Source organism: Rhodococcus wratislaviensis (assembly GCF_900455735.1).
Classification (GTDB): domain Bacteria; phylum Actinomycetota; class Actinomycetes; order Mycobacteriales; family Mycobacteriaceae; genus Rhodococcus_F; species Rhodococcus_F wratislaviensis.
The window spans coordinates 521974-537242 of the sequence record NZ_UAUI01000001.1; the positions used below are offsets into that span (position 1 = coordinate 521974).

12 protein-coding genes and 1 pseudogene are annotated in these 15269 nt (G+C 65.7%); 4 read left to right on the forward strand and 9 right to left on the reverse strand.

The features are described from left to right. Nucleotides 1-22: 22 nt before the first annotated feature. Nucleotides 23-1171, forward strand: a complete 1149-nt coding sequence (locus DTA22_RS02435) for an acyl-CoA dehydrogenase family protein (RefSeq protein ID WP_037231769.1) — start codon at nucleotides 23-25, stop codon at nucleotides 1169-1171. Between the two features lie 230 nt (nucleotides 1172-1401). Here the strand turns inward: DTA22_RS02435 and DTA22_RS36170 are convergent, their stop codons facing one another. The 4 genes from DTA22_RS36170 to DTA22_RS02450 form a co-directional block, all read right to left on the reverse strand. Then, a complete protein-coding gene (locus DTA22_RS36170; protein ID WP_167344030.1) occupies nucleotides 1402-1560 on the reverse strand; it encodes a hypothetical protein in 159 nt (52 codons plus the stop codon). Between the two features lie 296 nt (nucleotides 1561-1856). Further along, the gene (locus tag DTA22_RS02440) at nucleotides 1857-2882 is read right to left on the reverse strand and encodes a MerR family transcriptional regulator (RefSeq protein ID WP_037231768.1); all 1026 of its coding nucleotides are present in this window, start codon (nucleotides 2880-2882) and stop codon (nucleotides 1857-1859) included. Between the two features lie 14 nt (nucleotides 2883-2896). Next, nucleotides 2897-3562 (reverse strand): HEAT repeat domain-containing protein, encoded by a 666-nt coding sequence (locus tag DTA22_RS02445; protein WP_081792344.1) that lies wholly within the window; start codon nucleotides 3560-3562, stop codon nucleotides 2897-2899. Between the two features lie 287 nt (nucleotides 3563-3849). Beyond that, nucleotides 3850-5037, reverse strand: coding sequence for a serine hydrolase domain-containing protein (locus DTA22_RS02450; RefSeq protein WP_112298392.1), 1188 nt, complete (start codon nucleotides 5035-5037; stop codon nucleotides 3850-3852). A 460-nt stretch (nucleotides 5038-5497) separates the two neighbouring features. Here DTA22_RS02450 and DTA22_RS02455 point away from each other — a divergent pair, with 460 nt between their 5' ends. After that, on the forward strand, nucleotides 5498-5998 hold the full coding sequence (locus DTA22_RS02455; protein WP_235214318.1) for a hypothetical protein: 501 nt from the start codon (nucleotides 5498-5500) through the stop codon (nucleotides 5996-5998). A 157-nt stretch (nucleotides 5999-6155) separates the two neighbouring features. Here the strand turns inward: DTA22_RS02455 and DTA22_RS02460 are convergent, their stop codons facing one another. Beyond that, complete coding sequence (locus DTA22_RS02460; protein WP_112298393.1) at nucleotides 6156-6944, reverse strand: IclR family transcriptional regulator; 789 nt, start codon at nucleotides 6942-6944, stop codon at nucleotides 6156-6158. Nucleotides 6945-7117: 173 nt separating this feature from the next. Between DTA22_RS02460 and DTA22_RS02465 the strand changes: the two genes are divergently transcribed. After that, nucleotides 7118-8407, forward strand: a complete 1290-nt coding sequence (locus DTA22_RS02465) for a lyase family protein (protein WP_112298394.1) — start codon at nucleotides 7118-7120, stop codon at nucleotides 8405-8407. Continuing rightward, a complete protein-coding gene (locus DTA22_RS02470) occupies nucleotides 8400-9764 on the forward strand; it encodes an MFS transporter (protein WP_112298395.1) in 1365 nt (454 codons plus the stop codon). The genes DTA22_RS02465 and DTA22_RS02470 overlap by 8 nt, the downstream gene beginning before the upstream one ends. A gap of 448 nt (nucleotides 9765-10212) precedes the next feature. On the opposite strand, the pseudogene DTA22_RS02475 reads toward DTA22_RS02470, so the two are convergent. From DTA22_RS02475 to DTA22_RS36580, 4 genes and pseudogenes are all read right to left on the reverse strand, one after another. Next, a pseudogene (locus DTA22_RS02475) lies at nucleotides 10213-11244 on the reverse strand (2-oxo acid dehydrogenase subunit E2). Between the two features lie 16 nt (nucleotides 11245-11260). Then, nucleotides 11261-13600, reverse strand: a complete 2340-nt coding sequence (locus tag DTA22_RS02480) for a transketolase-like TK C-terminal-containing protein (protein WP_112298396.1) — start codon at nucleotides 13598-13600, stop codon at nucleotides 11261-11263. Between the two features lie 82 nt (nucleotides 13601-13682). Next, nucleotides 13683-14990, reverse strand: coding sequence for an MFS transporter (locus DTA22_RS02485; RefSeq protein WP_245973502.1), 1308 nt, complete (start codon nucleotides 14988-14990; stop codon nucleotides 13683-13685). 143 nt (nucleotides 14991-15133) lie between these two features. Further along, nucleotides 15134-15268, reverse strand: coding sequence for a hypothetical protein (locus DTA22_RS36580; RefSeq protein ID WP_255309387.1), 135 nt, complete (start codon nucleotides 15266-15268; stop codon nucleotides 15134-15136). Between the last annotated feature and the right edge of the window lies 1 nt (nucleotide 15269).

Below are 15269 nucleotides of genomic sequence, written 5' to 3' on the forward strand. Positions count from 1 at the left end.
CGTACCCGATTCAGGAGAGACCATGATCAGAGACATCTACACCGAGGACCACGAAGCGTTCCGGCAGACCGTGCGGCAGTTCGTCGGCAAGGAGATCGTGCCGCACATCCCCGAGTGGGAAGCGGCCGGGCTCGTGCCACGGGAACTGTTCAGAAAATCCGCTGAGATCGGCATCAACGGCCTGCAGATCCCCGAGGAGTTCGGCGGCGGCGGCGTCGACAGCTTCCGGTTCAATGCGATCGTGCTCGAGGAAAACGGCTACGCCGCAGCGACGTTGGGCGGCCTCCAGGTGCACCTGTGCACGGTGCTGCCGTACTTCCTGGAATTCGCGGACGAGAATCAGAAGGCACGGTGGCTCCCCGGGTTCGCCGACGGATCACTGGTCAGCTCGATCGCGATGACCGAACCCGGCACCGGTTCCGACCTGGCGGGCATCACTACCACCGCGGTGCGCGACGGCGACTCCTACATCCTCAACGGCGCGAAGACCTTTATCACCGGCGGTATCAACGCCGACCTCGTCGTGGTGGTGGCCCGCACCTCCGACGGCGGAGGTAACCGTCGTCAGGGGCTGTCACTGCTCGTCGTCGAATCCGGAATGCCCGGATTCAGTCGCGGACGCAACCTCGACAAGATGGGTCTCAAGGCACAGGACACCGCCGAGCTGCTGTTCGACGACGTCCGCGTGCCCGCGGCAAACCTGCTCGGAACCGAGGGAGAGGCCTTCACCATGCTGACCGCGAACCTGCCCCAGGAAAGACTGACGATCGCGGTGACCGCGCAGGCGACGGCCATGGCCGCCCTGCAGATGGCGATCGACTACGTCAAGGAGCGCAAGGTGTTCGGACAACGAGTCGCGGACTTCCAGAACACCAAATTCGTGCTCGCCGACTGCGCCACCGAACTCGAAGCCGGCCAGGCGCTCGTAGACCGCGCCATCACCGCTCTCGACGCGGGCACCCTCACCGCGGCCGATGCGGCGAAAGCGAAACTATTCTGCACGGAGATGCAGTCCCGGGTGATCGACCGGTGCCTGCAATTGCACGGTGGTTACGGCTACATGCGCGAGTATCCGATATCCCGGCTGTACACCGATGCACGCGTGTCCCGAATTTTCGGTGGCACGAGTGAGGTCATGAAGAGTGTCGTCTCGAAATCACTGGATCTCTGAGACGTCGACGAGGCCGCAGTTCGGCGACTGTCTCGCCCAGATGATCATTGTGCCGGGCCCGGGCTCACAGAAGGGGTGATCTCGTGCCGTAGCCGGCACCGCTCGTGAACGAACTCTGCACTGGCGGCGACGAAGTCGGCCTCACCGGTGAGCGGCGCAGCACTGCCGATCCGGAAGCTCAGACGTCAGAGACGCCGGGTGCGACCTGGTCGGTATGGTGCAGCGTTCGCTCATTCGTCACTGAAGAGTGACCGGTGGATCTCGGCGGATGTCGGAATGGGTGAATCACCGGTGCGCGGCGCCTCGTGGACGGGCTCTGGGGTGCTGTGGGTCAGCGTTCGCTGCGCGGAGAAAAGTGGAAGTTCGGACTTGTCGTGATCGATGGTCATTCGGTTCCTTTGTTTCAGGTGTGATGGGTGCAGCCGGCAGACGTGATGTCGACCGGGGAAATCAGTGTTCGAAATGTTCCGCGGTCCGCGTGATGCCGTGGGCGCGGTCGGCGTGAACCTGGACCGGGCCGGACGAACACAGACACACGTTCAGCTCGTCATCGGGCGTGGTGTCGGCGACGGATCAGAGAAGGCGACGTGTCCACCCTGGGCGATGGCCGTGCGGTGCACATCTGCGTACCGATGCACACAGCCTATACCACGACACCCTCCGGCCGTCGAAAAGACGTCCTGGGTCACCGACCGTCACCGATCTGTCTCCGTCCGCGGTCCTGCGTGTTCACGATCGCTGCCGCAGTGGACGCGATCGTCCGGTCGCCGTCGTGGGTCAGCCTGTCCAGTGCCCTCTGTGCTGCCGTGCCGGGAATCTCGGCAAGCGCCTGCGTGATCCGCAACCGCGTGGGCGAATCATCGGCGTTGTCGAGCTTGTCCTGCATGACCTCGACGATGTCGTCGGCCGAGGGTGACACCGTCGTCAACAGGCCCAGCACTTCGGCAGCCTCGACGTCGCGGCGCCCCTCGACGACCATCTCGATCAGGGCGGGGATGGAGTCGACGCTTCCGCGAGAACCGAGCGCGAGTGCTGCGTTACCGCGGACCGTGGCGTCCGAATCGTCGAGAGTTCGTCTCAGCTGAACCGTTGCCTCCGGGGTCTGGATTTCCGCTATCGCGGCAGTGGCGCGACGCCGGACGTCGACCTCCTCGGCGTCGAGACCGTTGGCCAGATCCGCGAGTCCCCGGCCGGCGACCCGCGCCAGCGACCACTGCAGCGCTCCGGCCACATTGGGGTCGTCCTCCGACAGGATGGCCTCGACCAATGCTTCGACGGGCAGCGACGAATTCTCGCTCTGAGACAGGATCGCTTGTTGACGACGTGCCGCGGACTCCGATTCGAGCGCGCGCAACAGACCGACGATGCGCAGGACGTCCTCCCACTCCGCCGGCGAGGCGGCGTCGACGCGTTCGAGCTTGCCGAGCAGTTCCTCCTCGGCGGCGATCCGCTGGCGCGTATGTCGGATGAGGTCTCCCACCAGATCTGCCGGTGCGAAATCAGGCTCGTCCAGTGCCCGCTTGGCCTCGTTCAACGACAGTCCCAATGTTCTCAGGCTCTCGACGTGGAAGAGCCGTCGGATGTCGTCGGCGGAGTACTCTCGGTAGCCGCCGGACGTGCGGCCTGTGGGCTTCACCAGTCCCAACCTGTCGTAGTGGCGCAACATCCGTGCACTGACACCACAACGCCGAGAGACCTCACCGATCAACATCCCATCTCCTCCTTCTATGTGTCCGGACCGACGACCGCGACACGCTTCGCCGTCTCGACCGCGAGGGTGAACCCGCTGTCGGGGTCGTGACAGAGCTGCGTCGTCGCCTCCGCATGCGCACGAACCCGCGGATCTGAACTCGTCCCGGCTGCGTCGAGGACCGGTACGACAACGTCCCCGAGTGCCACCAGCGCACGGCTCAGACTGAGCTGCATGTGCTGGTCGCCCCGTCCGAGTTCCGTCGCCAGATCGGCCGCGAGCGCAGCCTCGTCGCCGGGCGGCACGAGTGCCACGGCCGCCCGCCACGCGCTGCGCGCGACGTCGTCGTGCTCGTCGTGCAGCAGTGCCGACACGGCGGGCCAGGCGAGCCGATCCCCGATCTTGGACAGGGTGTGCAGCGACTGACTGCGGGCCTGCGCGGTGTCGGAACCGAGCTCTCGGACGAGTCTCGGCACCGTGATCCCGGTCGGCAGGCGGCACAATGCCCAGGTCAGCATGTCGCGGACGAAGAAGTCCGGTTCCACGGCGCACCGATCGACGAGACTGTCCGTGAGACGCGGATCAGAACGCGTGCCTGCAGAGAGCGCCGCCCGCAGCCGAACCGACGGGTCGGCTGCGGCCAGAGCGTCGACGAGGTGAGCATTCGACCCACCGTGGCTGGTTGTGTTCACGACAACCACCTCCTTCGTCGACCATTCGAGTCCTTGTCACTGTGTCAGGGTCAAGCCTCGTTTGTCAGAGGCGTCGATCAGATGGAGGGTGCGGTTGTGGCACAGGTGGTCCACCGAATAACAGAAACCCGACCGTGCCCTGCTGCGCAGTGCACCCTGCGTCGACAGTCCTGAGGGATGCGAATCTTCCCGACGACCGACTCGAACCGTCTCGGCGACAGGGGTTCTCGACTGTTTTCACCACCGCGAGACGGCTCGTCGGGTCGGTCCGGCCGACCAAGCAGGTACCGGGTCGGTCAGGGCACCTTCGGCGGGTTGTCGGGGAGGAGAACGGCACCGATCTCGTTGCCGATCGGCACAGCATTGTTGTTGTTTGCGTTGGCCGTCGGTCCGAGAGTGACGTATACGACGATCGTGGTCTTTGTCTCCTTTTCGTAGAGAGCGACGCCGTTGTAGCCCCCGAAGGCCGGGTTCATGAGCAGCCAACTGCTCAAGTGAACGGTTCCGAATGCGAAGTACTTGTCCGCCGTCAGCGGGCCCAGCCCGGCGGTCTTGTCCGCCATCATCTCCGTGAACGCCGCGTCGGACAGCAGCTCACCGGTGCCGAGCGCACGAACCCAACGAGCGACTTCGGCCACGGTGGAGTTCATGTTGCCGCTGTTGAGGAACGCCGTGGGACTCCAGAACGTGGAGTCCTCGAAGACGCCCCGTTCGTTCGTATAGCCGTGCAGGGTCGGTTCAGCCATCTGGGGTGTCAGCATCACATCGCTCTCATCCATCCCGAGCGGCGTGAAAATCCGCTCCTTCAGCAGGTCGCCCAGAGGCTTTCCCGTCGCCTTCTCGAGTACCACCCCGAGCAGACACAGATCGCTGTGCGCGTAGGCAAAGCTGGTCCCCGGCTCGAACAGCGGCGGGCGGGAATTGGCCAAGTCGAAGATTTCCTGAGACGTAAAGCCCTTGATCGGATTTGCGTAGAAGATTTTCAGGAATTCCGGGTTGGTCACGTAGTCCGAAATGCCAGTAGTGCTGTTGGCGAGCATCCGCGGGGTGATCTTGTCGGCGCGCGGAAAGTCGGGCACCCACTTGTCGATCGGCTCGTCCAGGCTCAGCGTTCCTGCTTCGTTGAGCTGCAACAGTACTGTCGACAGCATCGGCTCCATCGGCTGGCCGACTCGCACTTGCATGTCACGCGTCGCGGGTACGCCGAGAGGAGACTCACCCACAGCTCCGGCGACGATCTCCTCGTCACCGCGCCATACGCCGAATACGGCGCCGCTGAGATCGAGCTCCGCCAGCTTGCCGCGAACAATATCGACGATCTTGCCGGTATCGGGATCGTCCGTGTGCACGACGTCAGGACCGTGCTCCGTCGATTGCTGTTCGCTGCTGCGATCCTCCGATCCGCACGAGATGGTGGCGAAGACGAGAACGATGCTGAGCGCGGTGGCCGTTCGACGCAGCCGGATACGAGTCGACATGCTCATGGGGTCGATCCCTTCGTGCGGAGGGTCGAGCGGGAGTCGCTGCTCAATGGGATTCTAGGCGGAGACTGTCGCAACCCAGGGAGGTTCCGACCGTTATTCGCAGGCCACCGTTCAGTCGAGTTGTGGAGTCGATCGGATATGCGGGACGTCCTGACCTGGCCTTCCGGAACCGAGGGCGACGTAAGCCGTTGAACGTGGGCTGCAGCTGGGTCTTCTCGTCCAGCTGTACCCCGAACATGAACCCCTGCACGCGCTCCCGATGCTCGGGAACACAGCGACAGGGTCGCCGCGACCGCAGGCGTCAGCGCGTCCGCCACAGTCGGCGCCTGTCAGCTCCCCATCAACCCGCGGTTGGGGATCTGACGAGATCACCCACCGCCCGCGGAATGACTCGGTGCACCGAGGCCGCGAAGCCGCATAATTGAGGTGCGAGGTGAGACCGTTGCGACAGACACCCTGGTTGACGACGACGATATTGCTCGGGTTCGTTGTTCTCCTGCTTGCAGTCCACACCGGCGGCGGTGCGTCGAGCGAACCCGGCAGGGACGCGGCGCGCATGCTCGATCCCGCCGGGCCGGTCCTCACCCTCACTCCGCCGCGCGGTCAGCCGGGCGACCGCATCCGGTACTACGCGACGAATCTCTCGACCTGCGGCGGACCGTGGGCGGTGGAGTTCGGCGATCGTGTCCTGGGCGAGACCCGTCAGGTCGGCAGCGTCGCCGACTTCCGCGCCGCGGTGCCGAACCGCGGCAGTCGCGGTTTCCAGGTGGCCGGGCTGCGGTGCCTGCCGATCCCGTCGATGGTGGTGCAAACGACGTTCGAGGTGCTCCCGGTGACACCCTCGTCGGAGCCGACCACCACCTGGACGCTGCCGCCACCACCAGAGCTGCCGACGCGGACGACGAGACCCACACCGACCCCCACCACCACGCTCACCGCTCCTGATGACGCGGAGCCGTAGTAGCGGCCGCACGCAACACTTCCCCGTCGATGGCCACTCGTCGACCAAATGGGCCCACCCCACACACCACAGACTGGAACCGAAATCCGTTCCTCGTAGATATTGTCGGCGCCCCGTACCGTTCGCTGCACGTGCGGGTGACGTGACCACGAGGTGTCTAGCCTCGCCGTGGTGACAAAGCTGCGGTGTCTATCGAGGTCAGGGTTCGCTGGATCGTGGCGCTGCCCGATTTCAGCAGCTTCGCGATGTCCTCGACGTGCGTGATGAGCCGTGAGGTGGGCCCGGAGATGTTGATGACGGCGGTGATCGTGTCGTTCCGGTCCCTCACCGGTGCACTCACCGAGGTCAACCCGATCTCGATTTCCTCGCTGGCGACGGAATACCCCTGCGCTCGTTCGGTTTTCAGTCTTTCGAGGAGTTCGTCCAGATTCATCGGGGCGGCGAGCGTCGAGATCGGAGTCAGCAGGTCCTCGGCGGTCAATGCTTCGACGAGTTCGTCGTCACTGTCGAAGAGCAGCGCTCGCCCGGATGCGCTGCAATGCATCGGGGAACTACGGCCGACCCACCCGCCGGCCCGAAGCGACTGATGGGACTCCTCCCGGAGCACTGTCAGGGATCGGTTTCCCTGCTGCACGGACAGCAACGCCACCTCACCGACCCGTGAGACGAGGGTCTGCAGGACGGGCCTCGACGCCCGCAGCAGCGGGGTGTCGCCGGCACCGGTGGCGAGGACCAGCAGGGACCAGCCGAGCCGGTAACGCTTGCTGTCGGCGAGTTGTTCGACCAGTCCGCCACGCTCGAGCGCTTTGAGCATGCGCGAGACCTGGCTCCGCTCGCGCCCGACCGCACGCGACAGGTCGCTGACGGAGTGCTCGCCGTGGGCGTTGCCGCCGCGCCCGAACGCGCGCAGCAATGCGGCCACTCGTTCCGCACTCGATTCCGACATCGATTCGGCCTTTCGTTGCTGTGTGAACAACACTATTTCATGGGATTTACGCAAACCACCAGCAAGCCGAAAAAAGTGTTGCTGTGTCAGCACGGCTGGTTGGACGTGATGCGTGCGATTCATACAGTAGTCACCACTCCCCCAGTGGTTCGCGTCACACGAAAGGTTCACCCATGGCCATCACACAGACCACCGCCGAGGCGACAACCCGGCTCTACGGTCAGCAGACTGCCCTCTCGCTCGGGAACTTCCCCGGACCCGGTCGAACCTTCGGTGATGTGCCCGTGTTCGTCCGGAACTATGCGCTGGTGAAACTGGCCGCCGCCCGCGCCAACTACGAGGTCGGTGTGCTCGACGAATCCAGGAAGGATGCGATCGTCGCGGCGTGCGAGGAGATCGCGACCGGAGCGCATGCCACCCAGTTCCCTTCGGCGTTGCTACTCGGGGGCGGCGGCACCACCACGAACATGAACGTCAACGAGGTCATCGCCGCCCGGGCATCACAGCTGCTCAGTGCGCAGGTGCACCCGAACGACCACGTCAATGCCTCGCAGTCGACGAACGACACCTACCCGACCGCGATGGCCTTGACGGTGCTGGATCTGGCACAGCGTCCACTGGAGGCGCTCGAGGAACTGGCGACCGCGCTGGAGGTGAAGGGCGCCGAGTTCGACGAGACACCGCATTTGGGGCGAACGTGCGTGCGCGATGCCGTCATCCTCACCGCAGGCCAATCCCACCGCGCTCAAGCGTCGGCGATTCGTCGAACGGCCCGCGCTCTCGGCGACGCGGTCGCGGACATGCATGCCGTTGCGCTCGGGGCGACCGCGGTCGGGACCGGGCTCGGCGCTCCGGAGGGCTACCGCGCGATCGCGGTGCGCGAACTCGCGTCGGTGGCCGGCCGGAATCTCGAGCCCGCCCCCGACCTGTTCGACGCCCTGGCGAACCTCGATCCGTATGCCGCCATCGCCGATGCCGGCGCACGCGCCGGTCTGACCATGGCGAAGATCGCCGCCGATATCCGCCTGCTCTCGTCCGGTCCCGCCGGCGGCTTCGGGGATCTGACGATCCCTGCCGTGCAGGCGGGGTCGTCGATCATGCCGGCCAAGGTCAACCCGGCGATACCGGAGTATGTGATGCAGCTGAGCTACCGGATCCGGGGCGCGGCCCACACCGTCGAATGCGCAGTGGCCGCCGGCGAGCTGGAGCTGAACATCATGGAACCGGTGATCGTCGACTCGATCGTCACCATCCTCGACGACATCACGGCCGCCGCAACCTCGTTCGCCCACCGCTGTGTCGCCGGCATCAGCTGGGACGGCCCGCGCCGCGAGGAGAACCTCCGTGGCGCCCTCGACTCCTGGGTCACCCTGTCCGCCACCACCGGCTACGAAGCCACCACCACCCGCTACCACGATCAGGCGCAGACCGCCCCCGTCTCGAATGGCGCCCGCCATGACTAATCTCTCCGACCGCACGCTCTCTCCCGTTGCCTATGAAGACGCCCCGCTGACGAAGTTCCAGATCAAGGTCACCATTGCCGGCACCGGCGGGCAGTTCAGTGACGGATTCATTCTCGGCATCATCGGTATCGTCATCACCGCCTCCACCGGCGCCCTCGGCCTGACTCCGCTCTGGGTCGGTCTCCTCGGTGCCGCCACACTCGCGGGGCTGTTCGTCGGCGCGATCGTCACCGGCCCGATCGCCGACCGAATCGGACGCCGCGGCATATTCGCGTGGGACATGCTGATCTTCGCGGTCCTGTCCGCGATCCAGTTCTTCATCGAATCGCCCTGGCAGCTGCTGGTGCTGCGGCTCCTGATCGGGGTGGTCCTCGGTGCCGACTACGTGGTGAGCAAGTCCCTCGTCACCGAACACGCCCCTCGCAGTTTCCGCGGCCGGCTGATGAGCCTGCTCGCGGTGGCCTGGGCCACCGGCTACGTTGCCGCCTACCTCGTCGGTTACCTACTCACCCAGCTCGGCGGCGAGTCCTGGCGATACATGCTCGCCGCCAGCGCCGTTCCTGCTCTGCTGATCTTCTGGTTCCGCCTCGGGGTTCCGGAGTCCCCGCTGTGGCTGACTCAGCACGGCCGAACCGAGGAGGCCGCCGCCGTCGTTCGAACCCACCTCGGCGCCGACGTGCTCCCACCCCCCGTGGAGGTCACCCCGATCAAGCGCCGCGGGATGCGGGTGCTGTTCACACCGAAGTTCCGCAAGCGCACCGCGGTCGGCGCCCTGTTCTACGTCTGTCAGGTCATTCCGTTCTTCGCCCTGGGCACCTTCTCACCGCAGGTAATGGAATCGTTGGGGGTGACCAGCAAGCTCGGCGCCGGGGCCGCCTACAACACCTTCCTGCTCATCGGAGCCGTCATCGGGCTGCTGATCATCGACCGGCTCTCCCGTCGGTCGTTCCTGATCGGGACGTTCTTCCTCGGCGCCGCGCTCCTCGCCGCCCTCGTCGCCTTCGCAGACACCAGTCCCGTCGTCGCCGTCGTCATCTTCGCGCTGTTCGCGTTGGTCCTCGCCGCCGCGGTGAACCTCGAATACGTCTACCCGCCGGAGCTGTTTCCCACCGACCTGCGCGCGTCCGGTGTCGGAATCGCGGTCGCCGCCAGCCGCATCGGATCCGCCGCCAGCACCTTCCTGCTCCCGATCGTGGTCGCCCAGTACAACGTCGACGTGGCGCTGATCGCATGCGTCGTCGTCCTGACCATCGGTGGCCTCATCTGCTGGGCATGGGCTCCGGAAACCGGTACCGAGTCGCTCGGTGAGGTCGCCGAACAGGTCCAGAAGGAATCCGATGACCACCCCCACCACTGACCCGGGCACCTGGCACCCCGCCCGGATCGACGCGGCCGCCGCAATTTGCGGCGATGTGAGATGAAAACACATCCCCGGTGGGGGTGCACGCGTGCTATCGAAAGGGCCGGTCTACTCAGACCCCAGGGTGACTGCTTCTGCTTGCCCCGTCGGCGCACACTCGCGATGTCCGATCGCGCGCGCACGCCCAGTCAGTACAACCTCGACTTGCTCGGCCGCGGCGCCGGGGTACAGGTGAGCGCGAACTTGAAGATGCCCTCATCAGTCGGCTCACCCATTCCTCAACGAGTTCGGTGGTGGCTTTTCCTTCGTCGGACGCCAGCACCAGCTCATAGTCGGGAACTTCGAAGCATGAACTCGTTCCTGCCATCGGTCCGCTCGTCGGACGGAGAGTGTTTCGCGGTCTCCCCGACAGAAGAATGTGCAGCCCAACGTGAATGGAGATCGATCATCGAACGTCCTCTTCGGCGAACCCACTCCCGAGTCGGCGTTTGATCGCCGTCAGGTACCGCGCGGCGTCGGCGCCGTCGATGATGCGGTGGTCGTAGGACAGCGACAGGCACGCCATCGATCGGACATCGATCCGGAGTGCTCCGGCGGCGTCGCGGGTGGGGACGACACGGTCGACGGCGGACCCGATCCCGAGGATGGCGGATTGTGGCTGGTTGAGGATCGGGGTATCGAACAGTGCACCGCGGCTGCCGGTGTTGGTGATGGTGAACGTGCCCCCGGACATGTCGTCGGGACGGATCGTTCCCGACCGAACGCTATCTGCGGAATCCGAGATCTACCGGGCGAGCTCTGGGATCCGAAGCGCACCTGCATCTCTGATAACGGTCACCATCAGGCCCTTGTCGGTGTCGACAGTCATCCCTAGGTGCACCGCCGAGTGGTAGGTCACCTCGGTGCAGTCGGTGTTCAGGGAGGAGTTGATCACCGGGTGCTCGTCGAGCGCCTCGACTGCGGCGGCGGCGAAGAACGGCAGGAACGACAGTTTCACCCCGGTCCGGTGGTGGAAAACCTCCTTCTCCCGGTTGCGCAGCCGGGCGATCTCGGTGACGTCGACCTCGACGACGGTCGTCAATTGGGCTGATGTCTGCAGGGATTCGAGCATCCGCCGTGCGATGATCCGGCGGATCCGGGGCAATGTCTCGACGCGATCGGCAGTACCGGACACCGCGACCGGGTGGGGTTCGGGCGCGTGCTCCGGCATTGCCTTTTCGGCCCCGCCGTCGCTGATCACCGCGATGGCGCCGCCGGTTGCGACCAGTGCGTGCTCGGGAACCAGGATGTCCAGAACGATTCCGGCGGCCGGAGACGGGATCTCGGTGTCGACCTTGTCGGTGGCCACCTCGAGCAGCGGCTCGCCCGCCTCGACCCGGTCCCCTCGGGCCTTGAGCCAGCGGGTGATGGTCGCCTCGGTGACGTTCTCGCCGAGCGACGGCAACACCACCGTGGTGCCTGTCTGTGTCGTGGTCATTCTGGGTCTTCCTGGGTTAGTCGACGAGGTCGAGCACGGTGCGGACGACGGCATCGGTGTCGATGCCGTGGTAGCGGTAGACGTCGTCGAGGGAACCGACCTGCCCGAACCGGCTGACACCGAGCGCGGCCCCGGGGACGTGGTTGATCCCGGTCAGGAACGCGAGGGTGTGCGGGTGCCCGTCGAGGACGGTCACCATCGGTGTGGCCCGGCCGGCGGGGAACACCTGGTCCAGGATCCAGGACGGGCCGTCGGCGAGGCCGCGGCGGGCCTGCACCGCCTCGAACAGCAACCCGGGACTGGTCACACACACCACATCCGCGGCGATGCCCTGCTCGGCCAACCGGTCCGCGGCCGTGAGGGTTTCGGTGATCACCGCACCCATGCCGACCAGGGTGACCGCCGGTGTGTCGGTGCGGCGGAGGGTGTACGCGCCGGCGACGACCTGACGGCGGCGGCGTTCCCGGGCCGCGGGGTCGGTGGGGACGGCGGCGAGGGTCTGATCGACCGGGCGGGTCGACAGGCGCAGGTACGACGAGGAGCCGTCCGGGCGGCCCAGCCGGGAGATGCTGTCGAGCAGCGTCCACTCGACGTCGATCGCGAACGCGGGTTCGTAGCTGACGCACCCGGGTTGCTCGAGGCCGATCGACGGGGTCTTGATCGACTGATGCGCCCCACCCTCCGCGGCCAGGGTCACCCCGGACGGGGTGCCGACCAGGATCGACTGCCCACCCGCATAGATCCCATACGACCAGGGCTCGAGGGCCCGCTCGACGAACGGGTCGTACATCACCCCGATCGGGAACAGCGGTTGTCCCCACCGACTCCACGTGGCGCCGAGTTCACCCATCAGGCCGACCAGGTTCGTTTCGGCGATGCCCAGTTCCATGTGCTGCCCGGTGGGCTTTTCCCGCCAGTGCATGATCGTCTCGGCGTCGTCGTCGAACCAGTTGCGCCGCTCGTTCGGCGACCACACCCCGACCTTGTTCAGCCACCCCGCCAGATTCGTGGTGGAGGAAACGTCGGGGCTGACGGTGACGACCCGCTTCGCCGCCTCGGGGGCCTGACGGGACAGGTCCAGCAGTGCCCGACCCAGTGCGGCCTGGGTGGTGGACGTCCCCGACGGGGTGCGACCGATGTCGGCCGGCACCGCGGGCGGGGTGCCGAATTCGACCTTCTCCCGCCGCAACCTGTCCGCGGTCGCCGCACACACCCTGCCCGCCGCACTACCGGCCTCGAACCGGGCCCACGGGTCCGCCGGGTCCATCCCCAACTCCGCGGCCAGCTGCTCGTACTGCTCCACCGTCAGCAGCGACGAATGATTCTGCGGATGCCCCTGCGTCGGCAGACCGCGGCCCTTGATGGTGTAGGCGATGATCACCGTCGGGCGGGTGTCGTCGATCTGCCCGTACGCCGCGCGCAGGGCGTCCAGGTCGTGGCCACCGAGGTTGCGGATGGCCCGGAGCAGGGTGCCGTCGTCCAACTCGGCGATCAGCGACGCGATCGCCGCGGCGTCGGGGCCGTCCCCGGGCAACCGGTCCCGGACCTGCGCGGCGTCACAGCGCAGCAGCCGCTGGTATTCGGGGTTGGGCATGTCCAGGATCCGGGTCCGCAGCGCCGGCCCACCGGTCCGGGTGAACAGCGACTCGAGCAGGGTCCCGAACTTCACGGTGAGCACCTGCCACCCGGCGGCCGAGAACATCGCCTCGAGCCGGCCGGCGGCGATGTTCGGCACCACCCGGTCCAGGGACTGCCGGTTCAGGTCCACGATCCACACGATCTCACCGAGTTCGGCAACGGAGGTGTCGAGGATCGCCTCCCACACCGCACCCTCGTCCAGCTCGGCGTCCCCGACCAGCGAATACTGCCGACCCGTGCCCGCCGAACCGATCTGGGTATTCACGTAGCGGCGGGCGATGGCACCCCAGATCGGGGCCGTCGCCCCGATCCCCACCGACCCGGTCGAATAGTCCACCGGATCCGGGTCTTTCGACCGGCTGGGGTACGACTGCAGGCCACCGAACTCCCGCAACGTCGTCAGATACTTCTCGTCCAGCTCCCCGAGCAGGTAATTGATGCCGTGCAGCACCGGAGAGGCATGCGGTTTCACCGACACCCGATCCCCCGGCCGCAACTGCTCGAACCACAGCGACGTCATGATCGACACCATCGACGCGCACGACGCCTGATGACCACCCACCTTCAACCCCGACGGGTTCGGACGAACCCGGTTGGCGTGGTGGATCATCGACGTCGCCAACCACAACACACGCTGCTCGATCTCCACGAGTGTGTCCGGCTTCATCGATGTGGAGGTGAGTTGGTCTGATGGGCCAATTGTGATCGTGGAGTTCATGAATTCGTCCTTGCCTCTGAGTTCCCGGCACCGGCCCGAGCTGCCGGCAGTCCGCCCCGACTGTGTGCTGGCGGAGTGGCTACTACAGTCCCCTGATGCGTGCCTTGTCCCGCTCCGGGTTCGCGAATATGACAACAATAATTGCGGCGACGGCGCCGATGACGCCGATGAGCTGGAAGGCCTGCGCATAGCCCTCCGCCTTCGTGGTGGCATTGTCAACCATGACGCCTGTCATGTAGGGCGCAATCAACCCTCCGATCGCCATGATCGCGAGGAACATTCCCATCGTGCCTGCCGTCTGCTGTGGAGGGCACAACTCGGATATCGCAGAGTTGAGTAGGGGTACCGTCGCTGCGACACAGGCATACCCGACCGACACGGTCGCAACTGCGAGTGCGGGGGTACCGATCTGGGGAAGGAAGACGAGTACCACTCCACCGACCAGGACACCGGTCGCAGGTAAAACGATACGCAAGGCTCGCGAGGTGGCCCCTCGCTGCAGCAGCCTGTCGGTGATTGTTCCAGCGGAGAGCATGAGGACCAGGCCCAAGACCGACGGGAGCGCGAACATCGATCCGGCCTGCAACGCGCTGTAGCCAAGTCCGACCTCGAAGTAGGACGGCAACCATGTCAGCACGACGGTGGACAGAGCGTAGATCGCCATGATGAGGATGGAGCATGAAACAAATGTGCGCGACAGCAGGATTCGAGACCACGGGACGCTCGGTTCAGTGGCCTCAGGCTGGATGTCGCCGGAGACGGAGGCCACCTTCTTTGTGTAAGGGCCCTCCGTCCAGGTGAGCATCCACACGACCATCCACACAGCGCCGAGCACCGTAAGCGAGACGATCGCCGCCCGCCAACCCATCTCGATGGTGATATACGCAAGGGCGGGTGCGAGGGCGATCTTTGCTACGGATGCGGCCCCGCCGACGAACGCACTCGGCAGCCCCCGCTTGACTGGCGGATGCCATGAGTAGGCAGCGGTGTGAACAAGCGCGGTACTCGGGCCTTCCGTCAGCCCAAGCAGCATGCGTGAGACGAGAAGAACCGTCATACTCGCCGCAAGCACGAGGGGCAACATGACGACCGACCATGCGGCGGCGAGGATCAGCAACGCCCAACGCAAACTGGTGTACCGGTTGATCACGCCGGCAAAGAAGCCACCGATCGTGAAGGCCAGGAAGAACATGCTGCCGACGAGTCCGACCTGGGCGGAGGTCAATCCCAACTCCCGCGCCAGCGGCTGAGCGATGATGCCGAGGACGGCTTTGTCTGCGTAGTTGACGACGTACAGGGCTGCGAGCAGAACTGTCATCTGCCAGGCGCGTGTGCGGCTGACGCCACTCGGGCGGGGCGGTGAATCGACAGGTGCCTGCCGTTCCGAAATGGATTCGTTGAGATTCACGAGAGCTCACTTTCGATGCGAAGCGAAGAGGTACTGGGGCGGAGAGCGTTTCCAGGTAGCCGACGACGAGCGAGTTCACGTCAGGCGGGGCCGTGGATTCAATGGGCAATGAATTCGAGATGCGGTCAGGCCGCGGTGATCCCGTCGACGTTGACGGGGACCGGCGGATTCTCGGTGGCGGCTGATCCCGGAAGCGCGGATCGTTGCCGGGCACCGCGAGGCTGGTAGGGCGTTCGGCCGGGGAAGCCGACCGTACCCATG

Bases quoted from the DNA above. Each gene is read 5' to 3' on its own strand.
- DTA22_RS02435 (WP_037231769.1), top strand. From the start codon at position 23: ATGATCAGAGACATCTACACCGAGGACCACGAAGCGTTCCGGCAGACC.
- DTA22_RS36580 (WP_255309387.1), bottom strand. From the start codon at position 15,268: ATGGGTACGGTCGGCTTCCCCGGCCGAACGCCCTACCAGCCTCGCGGT.
- DTA22_RS02460 (WP_112298393.1), bottom strand. From the start codon at position 6,944: ATGTCGGAATCGAGTGCGGAACGAGTGGCCGCATTGCTGCGCGCGTTC.
- DTA22_RS02470 (WP_112298395.1), top strand. From the start codon at position 8,400: ATGACTAATCTCTCCGACCGCACGCTCTCTCCCGTTGCCTATGAAGAC.
- DTA22_RS02450 (WP_112298392.1), bottom strand. From the start codon at position 5,037: ATGAGCATGTCGACTCGTATCCGGCTGCGTCGAACGGCCACCGCGCTC.
- DTA22_RS36170 (WP_167344030.1), bottom strand. From the start codon at position 1,560: ATGACCATCGATCACGACAAGTCCGAACTTCCACTTTTCTCCGCGCAG.
- DTA22_RS02480 (WP_112298396.1), bottom strand. From the start codon at position 13,600: ATGAACTCCACGATCACAATTGGCCCATCAGACCAACTCACCTCCACA.
- DTA22_RS02465 (WP_112298394.1), top strand. From the start codon at position 7,118: ATGGCCATCACACAGACCACCGCCGAGGCGACAACCCGGCTCTACGGT.
- DTA22_RS02440 (WP_037231768.1), bottom strand. From the start codon at position 2,882: ATGTTGATCGGTGAGGTCTCTCGGCGTTGTGGTGTCAGTGCACGGATG.